Annotated in this window: 16 protein-coding genes, 1 tRNA gene and 1 pseudogene; 13 read left to right on the top strand and 5 right to left on the bottom strand. The window is 66.6% G+C overall.

Features of this window, described 5'->3' with window-relative positions; translation table 11 throughout:
* Positions 1–4 precede the first annotated feature (4 nt).
* Genes MBELCI_RS04450 through MBELCI_RS04440 form a run of 3 tightly spaced genes read right to left on the bottom strand, consistent with a single transcriptional unit; the run spans position 5 to position 1,451 of the window.
* A complete protein-coding gene (locus tag MBELCI_RS04450; RefSeq protein WP_045319702.1) occupies positions 5–580 on the bottom strand; it encodes an HD domain-containing protein in 576 nt (191 codons plus the stop codon).
* A complete protein-coding gene (locus MBELCI_RS04445) occupies positions 577–798 on the bottom strand; it encodes a hypothetical protein (protein WP_021692956.1) in 222 nt (73 codons plus the stop codon). Before MBELCI_RS04445 ends, MBELCI_RS04450 begins: the two co-directional genes overlap by 4 nt.
* Positions 798–1,451, bottom strand: a complete 654-nt coding sequence (locus MBELCI_RS04440; RefSeq protein ID WP_021692955.1) for an alpha/beta hydrolase — start codon at positions 1,449–1,451, stop codon at positions 798–800. The genes MBELCI_RS04445 and MBELCI_RS04440 overlap by 1 nt, the downstream gene beginning before the upstream one ends.
* A 179-nt stretch (positions 1,452–1,630) precedes the next feature.
* On the opposite strand from MBELCI_RS04440, the gene iscR reads away from it, so the two are divergent.
* The 10 genes and pseudogenes from iscR (at position 1,631) to MBELCI_RS04390 (ending at position 9,789) form a co-directional block, all read left to right on the top strand.
* On the top strand, positions 1,631–2,089 hold the full coding sequence (gene iscR / locus MBELCI_RS04435) for a Fe-S cluster assembly transcriptional regulator IscR (RefSeq protein WP_021692954.1): 459 nt from the start codon (positions 1,631–1,633) through the stop codon (positions 2,087–2,089).
* Positions 2,086–3,129, top strand: coding sequence for a cysteine desulfurase family protein (locus MBELCI_RS04430; RefSeq protein WP_021692953.1), 1,044 nt, complete (start codon positions 2,086–2,088; stop codon positions 3,127–3,129). The genes iscR and MBELCI_RS04430 overlap by 4 nt, the downstream gene beginning before the upstream one ends.
* Positions 3,130–3,148: 19 nt before the next feature.
* A complete protein-coding gene (sufB, locus tag MBELCI_RS04425; protein WP_021692952.1) occupies positions 3,149–4,684 on the top strand; it encodes a Fe-S cluster assembly protein SufB in 1,536 nt (511 codons plus the stop codon).
* A complete protein-coding gene (locus MBELCI_RS04420; RefSeq protein WP_021692951.1) occupies positions 4,684–5,283 on the top strand; it encodes an O-methyltransferase in 600 nt (199 codons plus the stop codon). Before sufB ends, MBELCI_RS04420 begins: the two co-directional genes overlap by 1 nt.
* 17 nt (positions 5,284–5,300) lie before the next feature.
* Positions 5,301–6,037, top strand: a pseudogene (gene sufC, locus MBELCI_RS04415) (Fe-S cluster assembly ATPase SufC).
* A gap of 16 nt (positions 6,038–6,053) precedes the next feature.
* Entirely contained in the window at positions 6,054–7,337 is a 1,284-nt protein-coding gene (sufD, locus tag MBELCI_RS04410; RefSeq protein WP_021692949.1) for a Fe-S cluster assembly protein SufD, read from the top strand.
* A gap of 1 nt (position 7,338) precedes the next feature.
* Complete coding sequence (locus tag MBELCI_RS04405) at positions 7,339–7,824, top strand: hypothetical protein (RefSeq protein ID WP_021692948.1); 486 nt, start codon at positions 7,339–7,341, stop codon at positions 7,822–7,824.
* Positions 7,825–7,828: 4 nt separating this feature from the next.
* Positions 7,829–8,425 (top strand): Yip1 family protein, encoded by a 597-nt coding sequence (locus MBELCI_RS04400; RefSeq protein ID WP_021692947.1) that lies wholly within the window; start codon positions 7,829–7,831, stop codon positions 8,423–8,425.
* Positions 8,418–9,638: a cysteine desulfurase gene (locus MBELCI_RS04395; protein ID WP_021692946.1), complete on the top strand. Its 1,221-nt coding sequence runs from the start codon at positions 8,418–8,420 to the stop codon at positions 9,636–9,638. The genes MBELCI_RS04400 and MBELCI_RS04395 overlap by 8 nt, the downstream gene beginning before the upstream one ends.
* A gap of 74 nt (positions 9,639–9,712) precedes the next feature.
* Positions 9,713–9,789: transfer RNA gene (locus MBELCI_RS04390), tRNA-Arg, on the top strand.
* A 261-nt stretch (positions 9,790–10,050) separates the two neighbouring features.
* Here the strand turns inward: MBELCI_RS04390 and MBELCI_RS04385 are convergent.
* Positions 10,051–12,396: a Tex family protein gene (locus tag MBELCI_RS04385; protein ID WP_021692945.1), complete on the bottom strand. Its 2,346-nt coding sequence runs from the start codon at positions 12,394–12,396 to the stop codon at positions 10,051–10,053.
* Positions 12,397–12,552: 156 nt separating this feature from the next.
* Positions 12,553–13,662: a Ppx/GppA phosphatase family protein gene (locus tag MBELCI_RS04380; RefSeq protein WP_045319701.1), complete on the bottom strand. Its 1,110-nt coding sequence runs from the start codon at positions 13,660–13,662 to the stop codon at positions 12,553–12,555.
* Positions 13,663–13,910: 248 nt separating this feature from the next.
* Here MBELCI_RS04380 and MBELCI_RS04375 point away from each other — a divergent pair, with 248 nt between their 5' ends.
* From MBELCI_RS04375 to MBELCI_RS04365, 3 genes are read left to right on the top strand one after another with little or no spacing between them, the layout of a single operon-like run.
* Entirely contained in the window at positions 13,911–14,207 is a 297-nt protein-coding gene (locus MBELCI_RS04375) for a virulence factor (RefSeq protein ID WP_021692943.1), read from the top strand.
* 23 nt (positions 14,208–14,230) lie between these two features.
* Entirely contained in the window at positions 14,231–15,139 is a 909-nt protein-coding gene (locus MBELCI_RS04370; protein WP_045319713.1) for a methylenetetrahydrofolate reductase, read from the top strand.
* Positions 15,140–15,175: 36 nt separating this feature from the next.
* Complete coding sequence (locus MBELCI_RS04365; RefSeq protein ID WP_021692941.1) at positions 15,176–16,231, top strand: dihydropteroate synthase; 1,056 nt, start codon at positions 15,176–15,178, stop codon at positions 16,229–16,231.
* Positions 16,232–16,302: the final 71 nt, after the last annotated feature.

Raw genomic sequence — 16,302 nt, 5'->3', positions numbered from 1 at the left:
AGGCTCAGCGCCCGGAGAACCACGCGTCGATGCGCGAGCGAAGGCCGGACCAGACGGCGGGCGCACCGCGCGCGACCTTGACGCCGACGCGGGTTTCCAGCTGTTCGGGCGTCACGTTGTATTCGGGCCAGGTGCCGCCATCGGTGGCGAGGTTCGACAGCACCGGCTGCACACGATCGATGGATTTGGCAAAGATGGCGTCGTCGGTTTCGGCGGCCTCGAACTCTTCCCAGATGAAGCGCATCGCGTCGCGCTGATCGACCGGCAGCAGGCCAAAGAGACGGTCGGCGGCGGCCTGTTCCTTGGCCTCCTGCTCGGCCGGGTCGTGGCCGCCGTGAATCGGCGCGTCGCCCGCGTCGATCTCCACCAGATCGTGCAGCAGCAGCATTGTCATCACGCGGGAGACGTCGACCGGGCGGGCCGCGTGTTCGGCGAGGACGAGCGCGTGCAGCATCACGTGCCAGCTATGCTCGGCCGAGTTTTCGCGGCGTGAGCGGTCGTGCAGGGAGGTCGCGCGCAGCACCGATTTCAGGCGGTCCGCCTCACCGAGGAACGCCAGCTGCGCGTCGAGGCGGCTCATTTCCGACTGCCCTGGCGCAGCCTCTCGTCGAGAAGCCGCCGCGCGCGCTGTTCGGCGAGCCGCACCCGCACCATCGTCAGGAACGCTTCCTGCGTCGTCGTCGAGGACGCGCCGAGCGCCTCGGACACCTCGGAAATCACCTCGTCATCGCCCAGCTTTTCCGCAGCGGCGATGACGTCGCGCGCGAGCGCGTCGGCGAGATCCTCGGTGATGCCCATCAGCGGGTGTTCTCGGTCAGGCGACGGCCGACATAGCCCTTCACCGAGCCGATCAGCGTGTCCATGTGCGGGTCTTCGAAGAAGTGCCCGGCGCCCTCGACCACCTCGTGGGTGATGGTGATGCCCTTCTGGTCGTGCAGCTTGTTCACGAGGCCCACCGTATCGGCGGGCGGCGCCACGCGGTCGGCAGAGCCGTTGATGATCAGGCCCGACGAAGGGCAGGGCGCAAGGAACGAAAAGTCGTACATGTTGGCCAGCGGCGCCACCGACACGAAGCCGGTGATTTCGGGACGGCGCATAAGAAGCTGCATGCCGATCCACGCGCCGAAGGAAAAACCCGCGACCCAGCAATGCTTGGCATTGTTGTTCATCGACTGGAGATAATCGAGCGCGGAGGCCGCATCCGAAAGCTCGCCGATACCCTGGTCGTATTCGCCCTGGCTCCGTCCGACGCCGCGGAAGTTGAAGCGCAGCACCGTGAAGCCCATCTCGTAGAAGGCGTAATGCAGGTTGTAGACGACCCGGTTGTTCATCGTGCCGCCGAACTGCGGATGCGGATGCAGCACGATGGCGATCGGCGCATCGCGGTCCTTCTGCGGGTGGTAGCGGCCTTCGAGCCGGCCCTCGGGGCCGGGGAAGATGACTTCGGGCATGGACGTCCCTTGCGGCTGCGGTGCGTGTGACAGTTTCTTGACAGAAACCATCGGACACCTTAGAACGGTTCTAACTCCGAAGACGGTTGCATCGGAGCGGCTGTAGGGGAGTTAACCAGACCCCCTTGCGGCGTCAATCACAATGGCCCACGCGGGCGTCGGAACGGAGCGGGAGAGCCATGAAGCTGTCGACCAAGGGGCGTTATGCCATGGTGGCGCTGGCCGATCTGGCGCTGCAGCCTCCGGGCGCGCTGGTGACGCTGGGCGAAATCTCCCGGCGTCAGGACATTTCACTGCCCTATCTCGAACAGCTCTTCGTCAAGCTGCGCCGCGACGGTCTCGTCGACAGCGTACGTGGTCCGGGCGGCGGCTACCGCCTCGCGCGGCCCGCCTCCGAGATCCGGGTGGCCGAGATCCTCGGCGCGGTCGATGAAACCGTCAGCGCGATGCACAAGGGCGCGGGTGTCTCGGGCGGCGCGTCGGGCAGCAGGGCGCAATCCCTCACCAACCGGCTTTGGGAGGGACTCTCGGCGCATGTCTACGTGTTTTTGCACCAGACCCGCCTGTCGGATGTGACCGGCAACGGGCTCGCCCCGTGCCCGGCCGTGCCGACGCTGTTTCATGTGGTGGACGAATGAGCCGGATCTACCTAGACCACAACGCCACCGCGCCGCTCAGGCCGGAGGCCCGCGAGGCGATGATCGCGACGATGGACGTCACCGGCAACCCGTCCTCGGTCCACGCCGAGGGCCGCGCCGCCAAGGCCGTGATCGAGCGCGCGCGCGCCGAGATCGCCGAAGCGGCGGGCGCGGCCTCGGCCGACATCGTCTTCGTATCGGGGGCGACCGAGGCCGCGGCGCTGGCGCTCGACGGGCGCGGGCTCGACGGTGCGGCGGTCGAACATGACGCCGTGGCCGCATGGGTGTCGGACGCGCTGCCGGTCGATGGGCAGGGCGGTGTCACGGTGGCCGAACCGGCCCGGTCGGTGCTGCAGCTCGCCAATTCCGAGACCGGCGTGATCCAGTCGCTGCCCCAAGGGCTGGCGGTGTCGGACATCACGCAGGGCTTCGGGCGCGTGCCCTTCGCCTTCGACTGGTCCGGCCTCGACATGGCGATCCTCTCGGCCCACAAGTTCGGCGGGCCCAAGGGGGTCGGCGTGCTGATCCTCAGACGCGGCACCGACCTTGCCGCGCGGATCAGGGGGGGCGGGCAGGAGATGGGCCGCCGCGCCGGGACCGAGAACGTGATCGGCATCGCCGGGATGGCGGCAGCGGCCCGCGCGGCGCAGCGCGACCTCGGAAAGGGCATCTGGAGCCGCGTGAAAACTCTGCGCGACAGGATGGAGCAGGCGGTGGAAAACGCCGCACCAGATCTTATCTTTGCCGGCAGGGGCGCTGCACGCCTGCCCAACACGAGCTGCTTTGCCGCCGCTGGCTGGAAGGGCGAGACGCAGGTGATGGCGATGGACCTCGCCGGCATCGCGATTTCCGCCGGATCGGCCTGTTCGAGCGGCAAGGTCCGCGCCAGTCGGGTGCTGACCGCCATGGGATACGAGAGCGACGTCGCGCAATCCGCGATCCGCGTCTCGCTCGGAGTAGAGACGACCGAAGAACAGGTGATGCGTTTCGCGGATGCCTGGAGTTCGGCCTACAGGAAAATGCGCGCCCGCGCGGCGTGAGTGACAAAAGGAGACCGTCATGGCGATCCTCGAAAAGGACATGACCAACGAAGCCAAGGAAGGCGTCGACCAGGATACGGTCGATGCCGTGGCGAAGCTGTCGGGCGCCTACAAGCACGGCTGGAACACCGAGATCGAGATGGATTACGCCCCCAAGGGCGTGAACACCGACATCGTCAAGCTGATCTCGGAAAAGAACGAAGAGCCCGAGTGGATGACCGAATGGCGTCTGCAGGCCTTTGCCCGCTGGGAGCAGCTCGACGAGCCGAACTGGTCGATGGTGAAATACGCACCGATCGATTTTCAGGACATCTTCTACTATGCCCGCCCCAAGAGCATGGAAGTGAAGCCCAAATCGCTCGACGAGGTCGATCCCAAGCTTCTGGAAACCTACAAGAAGCTCGGCATTCCGCTGAAAGAGCAGATGATCCTCGCCGGTGTCGAGGGCGCCGAGGCCATGCCCGCCGATGGTGAGCGCAAGGTGGCCGTGGACGCCGTATTCGACAGCGTTTCGGTCGGCACGACCTTTCAGGCTGAGCTGAAGAAGGCGGGCGTGATCTTCTGCTCGATCTCGGAGGCGATCCGCGAGCATCCCGAGCTGGTGAAGAAGTATCTCGGCACCGTGGTGCCGCAATCCGACAACTTCTACGCCACGCTGAACTCGGCCGTCTTCTCGGATGGCTCCTTCGTCTACGTGCCGCCGGGCGTGCGCTGCCCGATGGAGCTGTCGACCTATTTCCGCATCAATGCCGAGAACACCGGCCAGTTCGAGCGGACGCTGATCATCGCCGACAAGGGCTCCTACGTGTCCTATCTCGAAGGCTGCACCGCGCCCAAGCGCGACGTGGCGCAGCTGCACGCCGCCGTGGTCGAGATCATCGTCGAGGAAGACGCCGAGGTGAAATATTCCACGGTGCAGAACTGGTATCCGGGCGACGAGGACGGCAAGGGCGGCATCTACAACTTCGTCACCAAGCGGGCCGATTGCCGCGGCGACCGGGCCAAGGTGATGTGGACCCAGGTCGAGACCGGCTCCGCCGTGACGTGGAAGTACCCGTCCTGCATCCTGCGCGGCGACGACAGCCAGGGCGAGTTCTATTCGATCGCCATCGCCAACAACCACCAGCAGGCCGACACCGGCACCAAGATGGTTCATTTGGGCAAGCGCACCAAGTCGCGCATCGTCTCCAAGGGTATCTCGGCCGGTCAGGCGCAGAATACCTATCGCGGCCTCGTCTCGATGCACCCCAAGGCCAAGGAAAGCCGCAACTACACGCAGTGCGACAGCCTTCTGATCGGCGACAAATGCGGGGCGCACACCGTCCCCTATATCGAGGTCAAGAACAACTCGTCTCGCGTCGAGCACGAGGCGACCACCTCGAAGGTCGATGACGAGCAGCTGTTCTACTGCCGCCAGCGCGGCATGGACGAAGAGGAGGCGGTGGCCCTCGTGGTCAACGGCTTCTGCAAGGAGGTCCTGCAGGCGCTGCCGATGGAGTTCGCCATGGAGGCCCAAAGCCTCGTCGCGATCTCGCTCGAAGGCTCGGTCGGCTGATGGATCTGGTCGCGCCCCCGGACTTCGCCTTTCCGGAGGCGGAGGCGGAGGCCCGCGCCCTTGGCGCGGCCTATGAGGGTGCGACCACGATCCTCGAATACGGCTCTGGCGGTTCAACCGCGATGGCGGCGCTGCTGCCGGGTCGGACCGTCTTCGCCGTGGAAAGCGACCGCGCTTATATCGCGGAGCTGACCCGCTGGTTCGAGGCCAGCCCTCCGGAGGCCACGGTGCATCTGCATCACGGCGATATCGGCCCCACGGGCAAGTGGGGCCAGCCGGCGGACGAGGCTTCGACTTGGCGGCGGTTTCACCGCTACCCGACGACCGTCTGGGACCGGGACGATTTCGTCCATCCCGACGTGGTTCTGGTCGATGGGCGGTTCCGTGCGGCGTGCTTTCTGACCACGCTGTTCCGGATCACGCGTCCGGTGCGGTTGTTCTTCGACGATTATGCCGGGCGGCCGATCTACCACGAGGTCGAACGCTACGGCGCCCCGGTGGCGATGCATGGCCGCATGGCCGAGTTCGCCCTCGATCCCACATCGATCCCGGCAGACGACCTGACCTGGATCCTAGAGACATTCACCCGCAGGAAGTGATGCGGAAGGAGAAATAGATGCTTAAGATCAGTGGCCTGAAGGTCAAACTTGAAGAAGAGGACAAGCAGATCCTGAAGGGCGTCGACCTCGAGGTCGGCGCGGGTCAGGTGCATGCGATCATGGGGCCGAACGGCTCTGGCAAATCGACACTCTCCTACGTGCTGTCGGGCCGCGACGGCTACGAAGTGACCGAAGCTCCGCCGAGCTTGAGGGCATCGACCTTCTGGACATGGAGCCCGAGGAGCGCGCCGCTGCCGGTCTCTTCCTCGCGTTCCAGTATCCGGTCGAGATACCGGGTGTCGGCAACATGACCTTCCTGCGCACCGCGTATAACGCGCAGCGCAAGGCACGCGGCGAAGAGGAGGCCTCGGCGGCCGAGTTCCTCAAGATCGTGCGCGAGAAGGCCAAAGACCTGAAGATTGACGCCGAGATGCTGAAGCGTCCCGTCAATGTCGGCTTTTCGGGTGGCGAGAAGAAGCGCAACGAGATCCTGCAGATGGCGGTTCTCGAGCCGAAGATGTGCATCCTCGACGAGACCGACTCGGGCCTCGACGTCGATGCGATGAAGCTCGTCTCCGACGGCGTAAACGCACTGCGCAACGAGGGGCGGTCGTTCCTTGTCATCACGCACTACCAGCGTCTGCTCGACCACATCACGCCCGACGTGGTGCACATCATGGCCAATGGCCGCATCGTGAAGACCGGGGGCCCCGAGCTGGCGCTCGAGGTTGAAAAGAACGGCTATGCGACCTGATGGACGAGGTGCAGTAATGGCGCTTCCCAAAGCGAAATCCGACGCCACCGAGGCGCGCCTTTCGGGGCTTTCGATCCCCGAAGGCGGCGCGGCTTGGGCGCGAGAGGCGCGGCATGACGCGCTCAACCGCCTTGTCGGCATGGGGCTGCCCTATCGCCGCGACGAATACTGGCGCTTTACCAACCCGGCCGAGTTCCTGACCCCCGAGACGCCGCGCGCCGAGATCGCCCTCGACGCGCCGGGCTTCGAGGACACCGAGGTGCTGCGCGTCGTCTTCACCGACGGCGTGTTCGACGCCGAGGCCTCGGACGACCTCGCGCAGGAGAACCTCGAGATCGAGCGCTTCTCGGATGCCGTGACCAAGGATATCCATTGGATCAAAGGCTTGCTTGGCGTTCTTGAGGCGGCGGGCCAGAACCGGGTCGACCGTCCGCTGGCGATCTTCAACACCGCCTTCGCCGAGGACGGCATCGTCCTGCGCGCGACCGGCAAAGTGTCGAAGCCGGTGCACCTCGATTACCGCCGCTCGGACGACCGGGCCGAGGCGGTGCTGCGTCACATGGTGCGCGTAGAGGACGGCGCCGAGCTGACGCTGCTCGAAAGCGGTGTCGGCGCGGCGCGGCTCAACACCGGCATGGAAGTGGACATCGCCGATCGCGGCGCGTTCCACCATGTCCGCATGCAGGGCCGTGACCATGAGCGCCGGGCGGCCACACATGTCTTTGCCCGGCTTGGCGAGGAGAGCACCTTCAAGAGCTTCACGCTCTCGCTCAACGGCATGATGACCCGCAACGAGGTGATCATCACGCTCAAGGGCGACGATGCGGTGGCGCATGTGGCGGGGGCAGCGCTTGGCGACGGACGCGATTTCCACCACGACGATACGGTCTTCGTCACCCATGACGCGGTGAACTGCGAAAGCCGTCAGGTGTTCAAGAAGGTGCTGCGCAACGGCGCCACCGGCGTGTTCCAGGGCAAGATCCTGGTCGAGCCCGGTGCACAGAAGACCGATGGCTACCAGATCAGCCAGTCGCTGCTTCTGGACGAGGACGCCAACTTCCTCGCCAAGCCAGAGCTGGAAATCTATGCCGACGACGTGCAGTGCAGCCACGGCTCGACCTCGGGTGCCATCGACGACACGGCGCTGTTCTACCTGAAGTCGCGCGGCATCCCCGAGGACAAGGCGCAGGACCTGCTGGTTCTGGCTTTCGTCGCCGAGGCTTTGGCCGAGATCGAGGACGAGGATCTCGCCGAGACGCTGCGCGGGCAGCTCGCGGGCTGGCTCGAGCGGCGCCGCTGAGATGGCGGTGTCCTCGGACATTCTGAGGACCTGGCGCCATCCGCGCCGGGTCGTGGCCGACCTGCTCGATCAGGGGCGACGCGAGGATCGGGCCATTGCCTTCCTGATGGCGGGCTGCGGGCTGATCTTCGTGGCGCAATGGCCGCGGCTGGCGCGGGTGGCGCATGAGACCGGCGACGAGCTGTCGAAGCTCGTCGCCTACGAGCTGGTGGCGTGGATCTTCTTCTGGCCGCTGGTCTTCTATGCCGTGGCGGGGCTGAGCTGGCTCGCGCTGCGTTTGGCCAAGCGCCGCATCCCGGCGTTCTCCGCCCGGCTTGCGCTGTTCTGGTCCTTTCTCGCGGCGACGCCTGCGGGGCTGCTCTACGGGCTTCAGACGGGCCTCAACGGGCAGGGGCCCGCGGCCCATGTCGTGGGCGCGATCTGGATCGCGGCGTTCTTCTGGTTCTGGGCGCAGGGCCTGCGCGCCGCCGTCGCGCATCGGGGCTGAAATCATGTGGACCTATCTGACAGATCTCCTGCGGCTGAGCCTGCGCGCGCCCGGCGACGCGGCGGCGCGGCTGCTGCGCAGCTTTCCGGGCGCGGCCACCGCATGGCAGGCGCTGGTTCTCGTCACCTGCCTGAGCGTGGTGCTGACCGCGCTGATCCAAGGCGCGATGCCGATGATGCCGATGGACGCGGAGGGCGGCTCCTTCGGCTTGTCGCCCTTCGGCTATGCGGGGCTCCTGGGCGTGTCGCTGGTGCTGCTCGCGGGCGGTGTGACAGCGACGGGCCGGATGCTCGGCGGGGTCGGGCGCTTCGCCTCGGCGCTGGCGCTCGTGGTCTGGCTCGAGGTGCTGGCCATGGTATTGCGGCTGGTACAGGGGGTGCTGATCCTCGTGCTGCCGCCGGTCGCGGGGTTGATCGGTCTCGCGGGGCTGGTCTGGCTCTTCTGGTGCCTCGCGCGCTTCATTCAGGTGCTGCATGGTTTTCGCGGCGTCGGCCGGGCCATGGCGGCGCTGTTTCTTGCCTTCATCGCCATCGGCACGGCGCTCGCGCTGCTGCTGGCGCTCACCGGGCTGACCGCCCAGGGAGGATTGCCCAATGTATGACGTCGAAGAGATCCGGGCCCAGTTCCCGATCCTGTCGCGCGAGATCAATGGCGTGCCGCTGGTCTATCTCGACAACGGCGCCTCGGCGCAAAAGCCGCAGGTGGTGATCGACGCGATCAACCGTGGCTATGCGCAGGAATACTCGAACGTGCATCGCGGGCTGCACACGCTCTCGACCATCTCGACCGAGAGATACGAGGGCACCCGCGACGTGGTGCGCAAGTTCCTCAATGCCGCCAGCGCCGAGGAGATCATCCTCAACACCGGCACCACCGAAGGCATCAACATGGTCGCCTATGGCTGGGCCATGCCGCGCATGGAGCCAGGCGACGAGATCGTGCTGTCGATCATGGAGCACCACGCCAACATCGTGCCGTGGCATTTCCTGCGCGAGCGGCAGGGCGTGGTGATCAAATGGGTCGACGTGGACGCGAATGGCGATCTCGACCCGCAGGCGGTGATCGACGCGATCGGGCCGAAGACCAAACTCGTGGCCGTGACCCACATGTCCAACGTGCTCGGCACCGTGGTCGACGTGAAGGCGATTTGCGACGGTGCGCGCGCCCGCGGCGTGCCGGTGCTCGTCGATGGCAGCCAGGCGGCGGTGCACATGCCGGTCGACGTTCAGGCGATCGGCTGCGATTTTTATGCGATCACCGGTCACAAGCTCTATGGCCCCTCGGGCGCGGGCGCAATCTACGTGCGGAGCGAGCGCATGGCCGAGATGCGCCCCTTCATGGGCGGCGGCGACATGATCGACCGGGTGACGCGCGACACGGTGACCTATAACGAACCGCCGATGCGGTTCGAGGCCGGCACGCCGTCCATCGTTTCGACCATCGGCATGGGCGTGGCGCTCGACTGGATGATGGGCGTCGGGATGGACGACATCGCCGCGCATGAGAGGCACCTGCGCAATCGGGCGATCGAGCGGTTCAAGGGGCTGAACTGGCTTAATGTCCAAGGCAACTCGGCCGGAAAGGGCGCGATCTTCTCGCTCACCATCGAGGGCGGCGCGCATGCACACGACATCTCGACCGTGCTCGACAAGAAGGGCATCGCGGTGCGGGCCGGCACCCATTGCGCGATGCCGCTGATGGACCATTTGGGCGTCGGTGCGACCTGCCGCGCCTCGTTCGGCCTCTACAACACCGAGGCCGAGGTCGACCGCCTCGTCGACGCGCTCGAACTTTGCCACGAGCTGTTCGGCTGAGTGCGAATTGACGCGGGGGCGGCGGCGAAAAGCCGTTGCGCCCGCGTCCGGTTTCGCCTATCGAACGCCCATTGGCACCCGTAGCTCAGCTGGATAGAGCGCTGCCCTCCGAAGGCAGAGGCCACAGGTTCGAATCCTGTCGGGTGCACCATATCCTTCCTATATCACATTAGTTCGACGAGCTGCATCGTGTGTGGATCCGTGCGTATTGCACAGGATTGAACAGAGGTTCCGGTATCGTTCGACGCTACGGGCAATTCGATGGGGTGAGCTTCGGATGTCGGGCGCGACGCTGCCCATCTCGTCGGACAGCGCTAGAAGCGACAAACCGGTAAGGCAGGCCCCGCAACCGCTCGCCAAAGGCGAGGCAGTGCAGGCCGCCGCCCGAAGGAACGAGCGGCGGCGAGAGATTTCAGCGCTTCTTCATCGCCTCCAGCAAGGCCGAGCCGAAAGCGCCGGGTTGATCGCCGCCCGCAGGCGCGCCGCCCCTCTGGCCATCCTTGCGAGCTGGCGTGCCGGTCTTCTTCGGGATGCCGTGGGGCCGCTCCTGTCGCCGATCGCCGCGGGCATTGCGGTCGTCCTTGGCCGAGACGCCACCATCCTTGCGCATGGTCAGGCCAATGCGCTTGCGGGCCACGTCGACCTCGGTCACGCGCACCTTCACCACGTCACCGGCCTTCACCACTTCGTGGGGGTCCTTGACGAACCGGTCGGCGAGCTGGCTCACATGAACGAGGCCGTCCTGATGCACGCCGATATCCACGAAAGCCCCAAAAGCCGCGACATTGGTCACCGTGCCTTCGAGCACCATGCCCTCGCGCAGATCGCCGATCTGCTCGATGCCTTCGGCAAAGCTCGCCGTCTTGAAGCTGGGGCGCGGGTCGCGACCGGGCTTTTCCAACTCGGAGAGGATGTCGCGCACGGTCGGGAGGCCGAAGCTCTCGTCGACATAGGCCTCGGCCCGAAGGGACTTCAGCGCCGCCGGATCGGACTGGAGCGCGCGCAGCTCACGGCCGCAATCGGCGATGATCCGGCGCGCCAGGCCGTAGGCCTCGGGGTGCACCGCCGAGGCGTCGAGCGGCTCGCTCCCGTCGCGGATGCGCAGGAAACCGGCGCATTGCTCGAAGGCGCGGGGGCCGAGACGCGCGACCTTCAGGAGCGCCTTGCGGCTGGTGAAGGCACCAGCCGCGTCACGACGGGCGACGATCGATTCCGCCAGCCCCGGAGTGAGGCCGGAGACATGCGCCAGAAGCGGTGCGGAGGCGGTGTTGAGATCGACGCCCACCGCGTTCACTGCGTCCTCGACCACCGCCTCGAGCGATTTCGACAGGCGGCGCTGGTCGACGTCGTGCTGGTACTGGCCGACGCCGATGCTCTTGGGCTCGATCTTTACCAGCTCGGCGAGCGGGTCCTGAAGCCGCCGGGCGATCGAGACCGCCCCGCGCAGCGACACGTCGAGGTCGGGGAACTCCTTGGACGCCAGTTCGGAGGCGGAATAAACCGAAGCGCCGGCCTCGCTGACGATCACTTTGGTCGGCTTCTTGGCGTCGGCGGGCAGCAGGGCGATGGTGTCGGCGACCAGCTTTTCGGTCTCGCGCGAGGCGGTGCCGTTGCCGATGGCGATGAGGTCGATCCCATGCGCCTTGACGAGCCGCAGGATCGCCGCCTGCGCGCCTTGCACGTCCTTGCGCGGCTGGAACGGGTAGAGCGTGTCGGTGGCCAGCACCTTGCCGGTGGCGTCGATCACGGCGGCCTTCACGCCGGTGCGGATGCCCGGATCGAGGCCGAGCGTCGGTCGGGCGCCAGCCGGTGCGGCCAGCAGTAGATCCTTGAGGTTGCGCGCGAAGACCGAGATCGCCCCTTCATGCGCGCGGGCGCGCAGCTCGGCGACGAGTTCCGTCATCATCGTCGTCGAAAGCTTCACCCGCCAGGCCCAGCTCGCCACTTCGCGCAGCCATCGGTCGCCCGGACCGTCGCCCGAAGGCTGCAGCCGGGCAGCGACCATGGACTCGCAGCGGGGTTCGCCGACCTCCTTGTCGGGGCCGATGTCGAAACGGATGACACCTTCCTTCATCGCGCGAAGCAGGGCGAGGGCGCGGTGTGACGGCATCGTCGACCACTTCTCGGAGTGGTTGAAATAGTCTGAGAACTTGGCTCCGGCCTCTTCCTGACCGGGGACCACCTTGGCGGTCACAAGCGCCTCCCGGCGCAAGTAGCCGCGCAGGTCGCCCAGCAGGTCGGCGGTTTCGGCCAGTTCCTCGGTCAGGATGTCACGCGCGCCGTTCAGCGCCTCCTTCACCTCCGGCACCGCTTCGCTCAGATAGGACTTGGCGAGTTCTTCAGGGTCGCGTTTCCGATCCGCCATGATCGCGTCGCGCAGCGGTTGCAGCCCGTTCTCGCGCGCGATCATCGCCTTGGTGCGGCGCTTTGGCTTGTAGGGCAGGTAGATGTCTTCGAGTTCGACTTTGGTCGTGGCCGCATCGATGGCGCGGGCCAGCGCCTCGGTGAGCTTGTCCTGCTCGCGGATCGACTTGAGGATCGCGTCGCGCCGGTCGTCCATGTCACGTAGATAGCCCAAGCGGTCGGCCAGCAGGCGCAGCTGCGCATCATCGAGCCCGCCTGTGGCCTCCTTGCGGTAGCGCGCGACGAAGGGGACCGTCGCGCCCTCGTCGAGAAGCCTGATCGCGGCCGCGACTTGGGTCGCGATCGCCCCGATGTCCTGGCCGATGGTCCGGTTGATGCGGGTGGCGCGATCCATGGTAGTCCTTTCATCCCTGTGGCGCCTACATACGCCCGTGGCGCGGGGGGCAAAAGGGTGACCGTCCCACCGGGCTCCGAAGGCGGATTGTCACCAAACAGAAGATGGCGGGGGCCATCCGGGGTCGCTTGCGCCGTCCGTTTTGCCGCGGCGTGCCTAGTAAGGCCCGTCCTCCAGCACGCCATCGGCGCTCATCTGGGCATAGAGCAGCCCCTCGCGCAGGCCGCGATCCGCCACCGACAGCCGGTCGGTGGGCCACAGCCGCATCAGCGCCTGAAGGATCGCCGAGCCGGACATGATGAGCGCCTGCCGGTCGCGACCGATGCGCGGATCGTCGCGCCGCCCGTCGGGGCCGAGTGCGAGGTAGTCGCGGATCACCGCGTCGATCTGGTCGGAGGTCATGCGCAGACCGTCCACCTTGTTGCGATCGTAACGTCTCAGGCCAAGGTGGCTCGCGGCGACGGTGGTGACGGTGCCCGAGGTGCCGATGATCTGAAAGCCCTCGCGCGCCTGTTCGGAGGCCGACGGCGCAAAGCCCGCGAGGTTCTCCTCGAAGAACCAGCTCATCAGCGCGAAGCGCGCGGCGTCGTCCTCCACGTCCTGAAACTGATCGCGCAGCGTCGCCACCCCCAAGGGCACCGAGATCCAGTCCACCACCTTGGCGGCGGCGAAGGGGCCGGGGTCCTGATGAAACCCCGAATGCAACCGCATGATCGCGCGGGGGCGTTCGCGCTTGGGCACGTTGGTGAGGTCGATCCAGACAAGCTCGGTCGAGCCGCCGCCGATGTCGACGACGAGAAGCTGCTCGGTCTTGGTCGAGACCAGCGGCGCGCAGGAGATCACCGCGAGCCGCGCTTCTTCTTCGGGGCGGATCACGTCGAGCCTGAGACCGGTGTCGCGCTGCACCTGCGCGAGAAAGGCCCGACCGTTCTTGGCCCGGCGGCACGCCTCGGTCGCGACGAGCCGCATCCGGGTCACGCCGTGCTTCTGCAGCTTTTGCCGACAGATCCGGATCGCGCCGATGGTGCGATTCATCGAGGCGCGCGAAAGCCGGCCCGTCTGCTCGAGCCCGTGGCCCAGCTGGACCGTCTTTGAAAAGCTGTCGACGACGTGAAACTGGCTGCCCTTGGGTTGGGCAATCAGCATCCGACAGCTGTTTGTACCAAGATCAAGCGCGGCATAGAGCGTCGCCTGATCCGGATCTGGCGCGGGGGATCTCACCGCTTTCGGGAACACGCCCGCACCGTCGGGACGCATGGGCGTCATGAACACGCCCTCCAATATCGAGTTGGGTTCAGGGTAGGGGCTGTGCCGCCGTCACGCAAGCGCCGCGATGCCTCCCGTCGCAACGTAGCTCATCACGATCTTGGGGATTTCTGCGATTCGCCGCTCTGGCGGCGGTGGCCCCGGCCTGCGACAAGGAGCGGCGTCGCGCTACGCGGCCAGAATGTCGAATTCCGACCCTGCCGGGGCGGCGTGGCACGATATCAGCAAAGTCGAGGAAAGGACCCGCAATGCCAGAAATCACGCTCGTTCTGTGGCGCGACATGCCCGCTCAGGTGATCGTCGGCCGTGGTCGGCGCGGCACCAAGATCCAGCTCTCCGAGCGGTTCGAACAGGCCATCGACCGCGCGGCGATGAAATCGGGGGCGGCGGGCACGGACGACTACCTCGCCGAATGGCGCAAGGCGCCGTGGGGCGAGATCGAAGGCGCGCCCGACGAGGCCGCGCGCGTCGCGGCCGAGCGGGTCGAGGCCGAATACGACACGGCGCGTCTCAAGGCGCTGATCGACAATAACGGGCGCGAATGACCCGCGCCCTCAAGGAGGTGCTGATGTCCCTGTTGACCTTCCGCCGCGCGAAACCCGCGCCCGCCCGGGGTGGTGATCTCACCGCCCGCGCCTCGATCGAGGTGATGCCGCGCACCGCGGCCAAGGTCGACAGTTTCGCCGCCCTCCTGCCCGCGGGTACGCGCGTCTATATCGCCCATATCGACGGCACGCCGATCGATGAGATGGTGGCGACGGTGAAACGCATCGCCGCCGAAGGTTTTGCCGTGATGCCGCATTTCCCGGCCCGCAGCATCGAGAGCCGCGCCCAGCTTGGCGACTGGATCGCGCGCTATCAGGGCGAGGCGGGGGTCAAGGAGGCGCTGGTGCTGGCGGGCGGCATCGCCACCCCGCGCGGCGATTTCCATTCCTCGATGCAGCTTCTCGAGAGCGGCGAGTTCGATCGCGCGGGCTTTGAGCGGCTGCACGTGGCGGGCCACCCCGAGGGCAACCGCGACATCGATGCCGATGGCGGCGACGCGGTGGTGCGCGACGCGCTGCGCTGGAAACAGGATTTCGCGAACCGCTCCGACGCGGCGATGGCGCTCGTCACGCAGTTCGTGTTCGACGCCGCGCCGGTGATCGACTGGGCCCGCACCATCCGCGCCGCCGGCGTCGACCTGCCGGTGCATGTCGGCCTCGCGGGGCCGGCCAAGCTTCAGACGCTGATCAAATACGCCATGGCCTGCGGGGTTGGCCCGTCGTTGAAAGTGTTGCAGAAACGGGCGATGGACGTCAGCCACCTGCTCGTGCCCTATGCGCCCGACGAGATCGCCGCCGCGCTGGAGAACGCGCGGTCGGCCGAGCCGCAGCTCGGGCTGGAGCAGGCGCATATCTTCCCGCTGGGCGGCATCGCTGCCAGCGCCGACTGGCTGGCCGCGCGGCATCCCGCGCAGCATAGCGCGGCCCGCTGAGATTTCAGGCCGAACGGCCAATGACAAGGATTGAGAATGACCCGAACGATCGTTGAATCGAAAACGAAAACCGCGATCATCGGCTTTGATCAGCCGTTCTGCGTGATCGGTGAGCGGATCAACCCCACAGGGCGCAAGAAGCTCGCCGCCGAGCTCGAGGCGGGCGATTTCTCGACCGTGGAAAAGGACGCCATCGCGCAGGTTGCCTGCGGGGCGACGATGCTCGATGTGAACGCGGGCGTGGTCTACAACTCCAACCCCAACCCCAACGAGACCGAGCCGCCGCTCATGACCAAGATCATCGAGCTGGTGCAGGGCCTCGTCGATGTGCCGCTGTGCATCGACAGCTCGGTTCCGGCGGCGCTCGAGGCCGGTCTCGCGGCGGCGCAGGGGCGGCCCTTGTTGAACTCGGTGACGGGCGAGGAGGAGCGGCTGGAGCTCGTCCTGCCGCTGGTCAAGAAATACAACGTGCCGGTGGTGGCGATCTCGAACGACGACACCGGCATCTCCGAGGATCCCGATGTGCGCTTTGCCGTCGCCAAGAAGATCGTCGAGCGCGCCGCCGATTTCGGCATTCCCGCGCATGACATCGTGGTCGATCCGCTGGTGATGCCGATCGGCGCAATGGCGACCGCCGGTCTGCAGGTCTTCGCTCTCGTGCGACGCCTACGCGAGGAGTTGGGCGTCAACACCACTTGCGGCGCCTCGAACATCTCCTTCGGCCTACCCAACCGGCACGGGATCAACAACGCCTTCCTGCCGATGGCGATCGCCTCGGGCATGACGAGCGCGATCATGAACCCCTGCGCGCTGCCGACGCCGATGGCGAAGATCGCCGAGAAGCGGGCCGAGCTGGAAGCGGCCGGGATCATCGTGCCCGACGAAATGGACGACGAGACCTTCTGCCGCCTGATGGGCATCGGCTCGCGCAGCGCCCGGCCGGGCGGCGAGATGAGCGCGATTCGCGCCGCGAACTTTCTTACCGACAACGACCCCTCGGGGGCGGAGTGGATCCGTTTCAACCGTCCGCCGGGCGTTCCGGGCGAGGGCCGGGGCGGGCGCGATGGCGGCCGTCGGCGTCGGCGGGCCTGACACCGCCGCGTTTCAAACCCGCGGGCAGTGCCGCTTGGCCTTGCCCTGACCCGTGCGCTTGGCATAGTCGG

Source organism: Limimaricola cinnabarinus LL-001 (assembly GCF_000466965.1).
Lineage (GTDB): Bacteria > Pseudomonadota > Alphaproteobacteria > Rhodobacterales > Rhodobacteraceae > Limimaricola > Limimaricola cinnabarinus.
The sequence above is the reverse complement of the archived record's forward strand: the minus strand, read 5'-3'. Positions and strand labels throughout refer to the sequence as shown.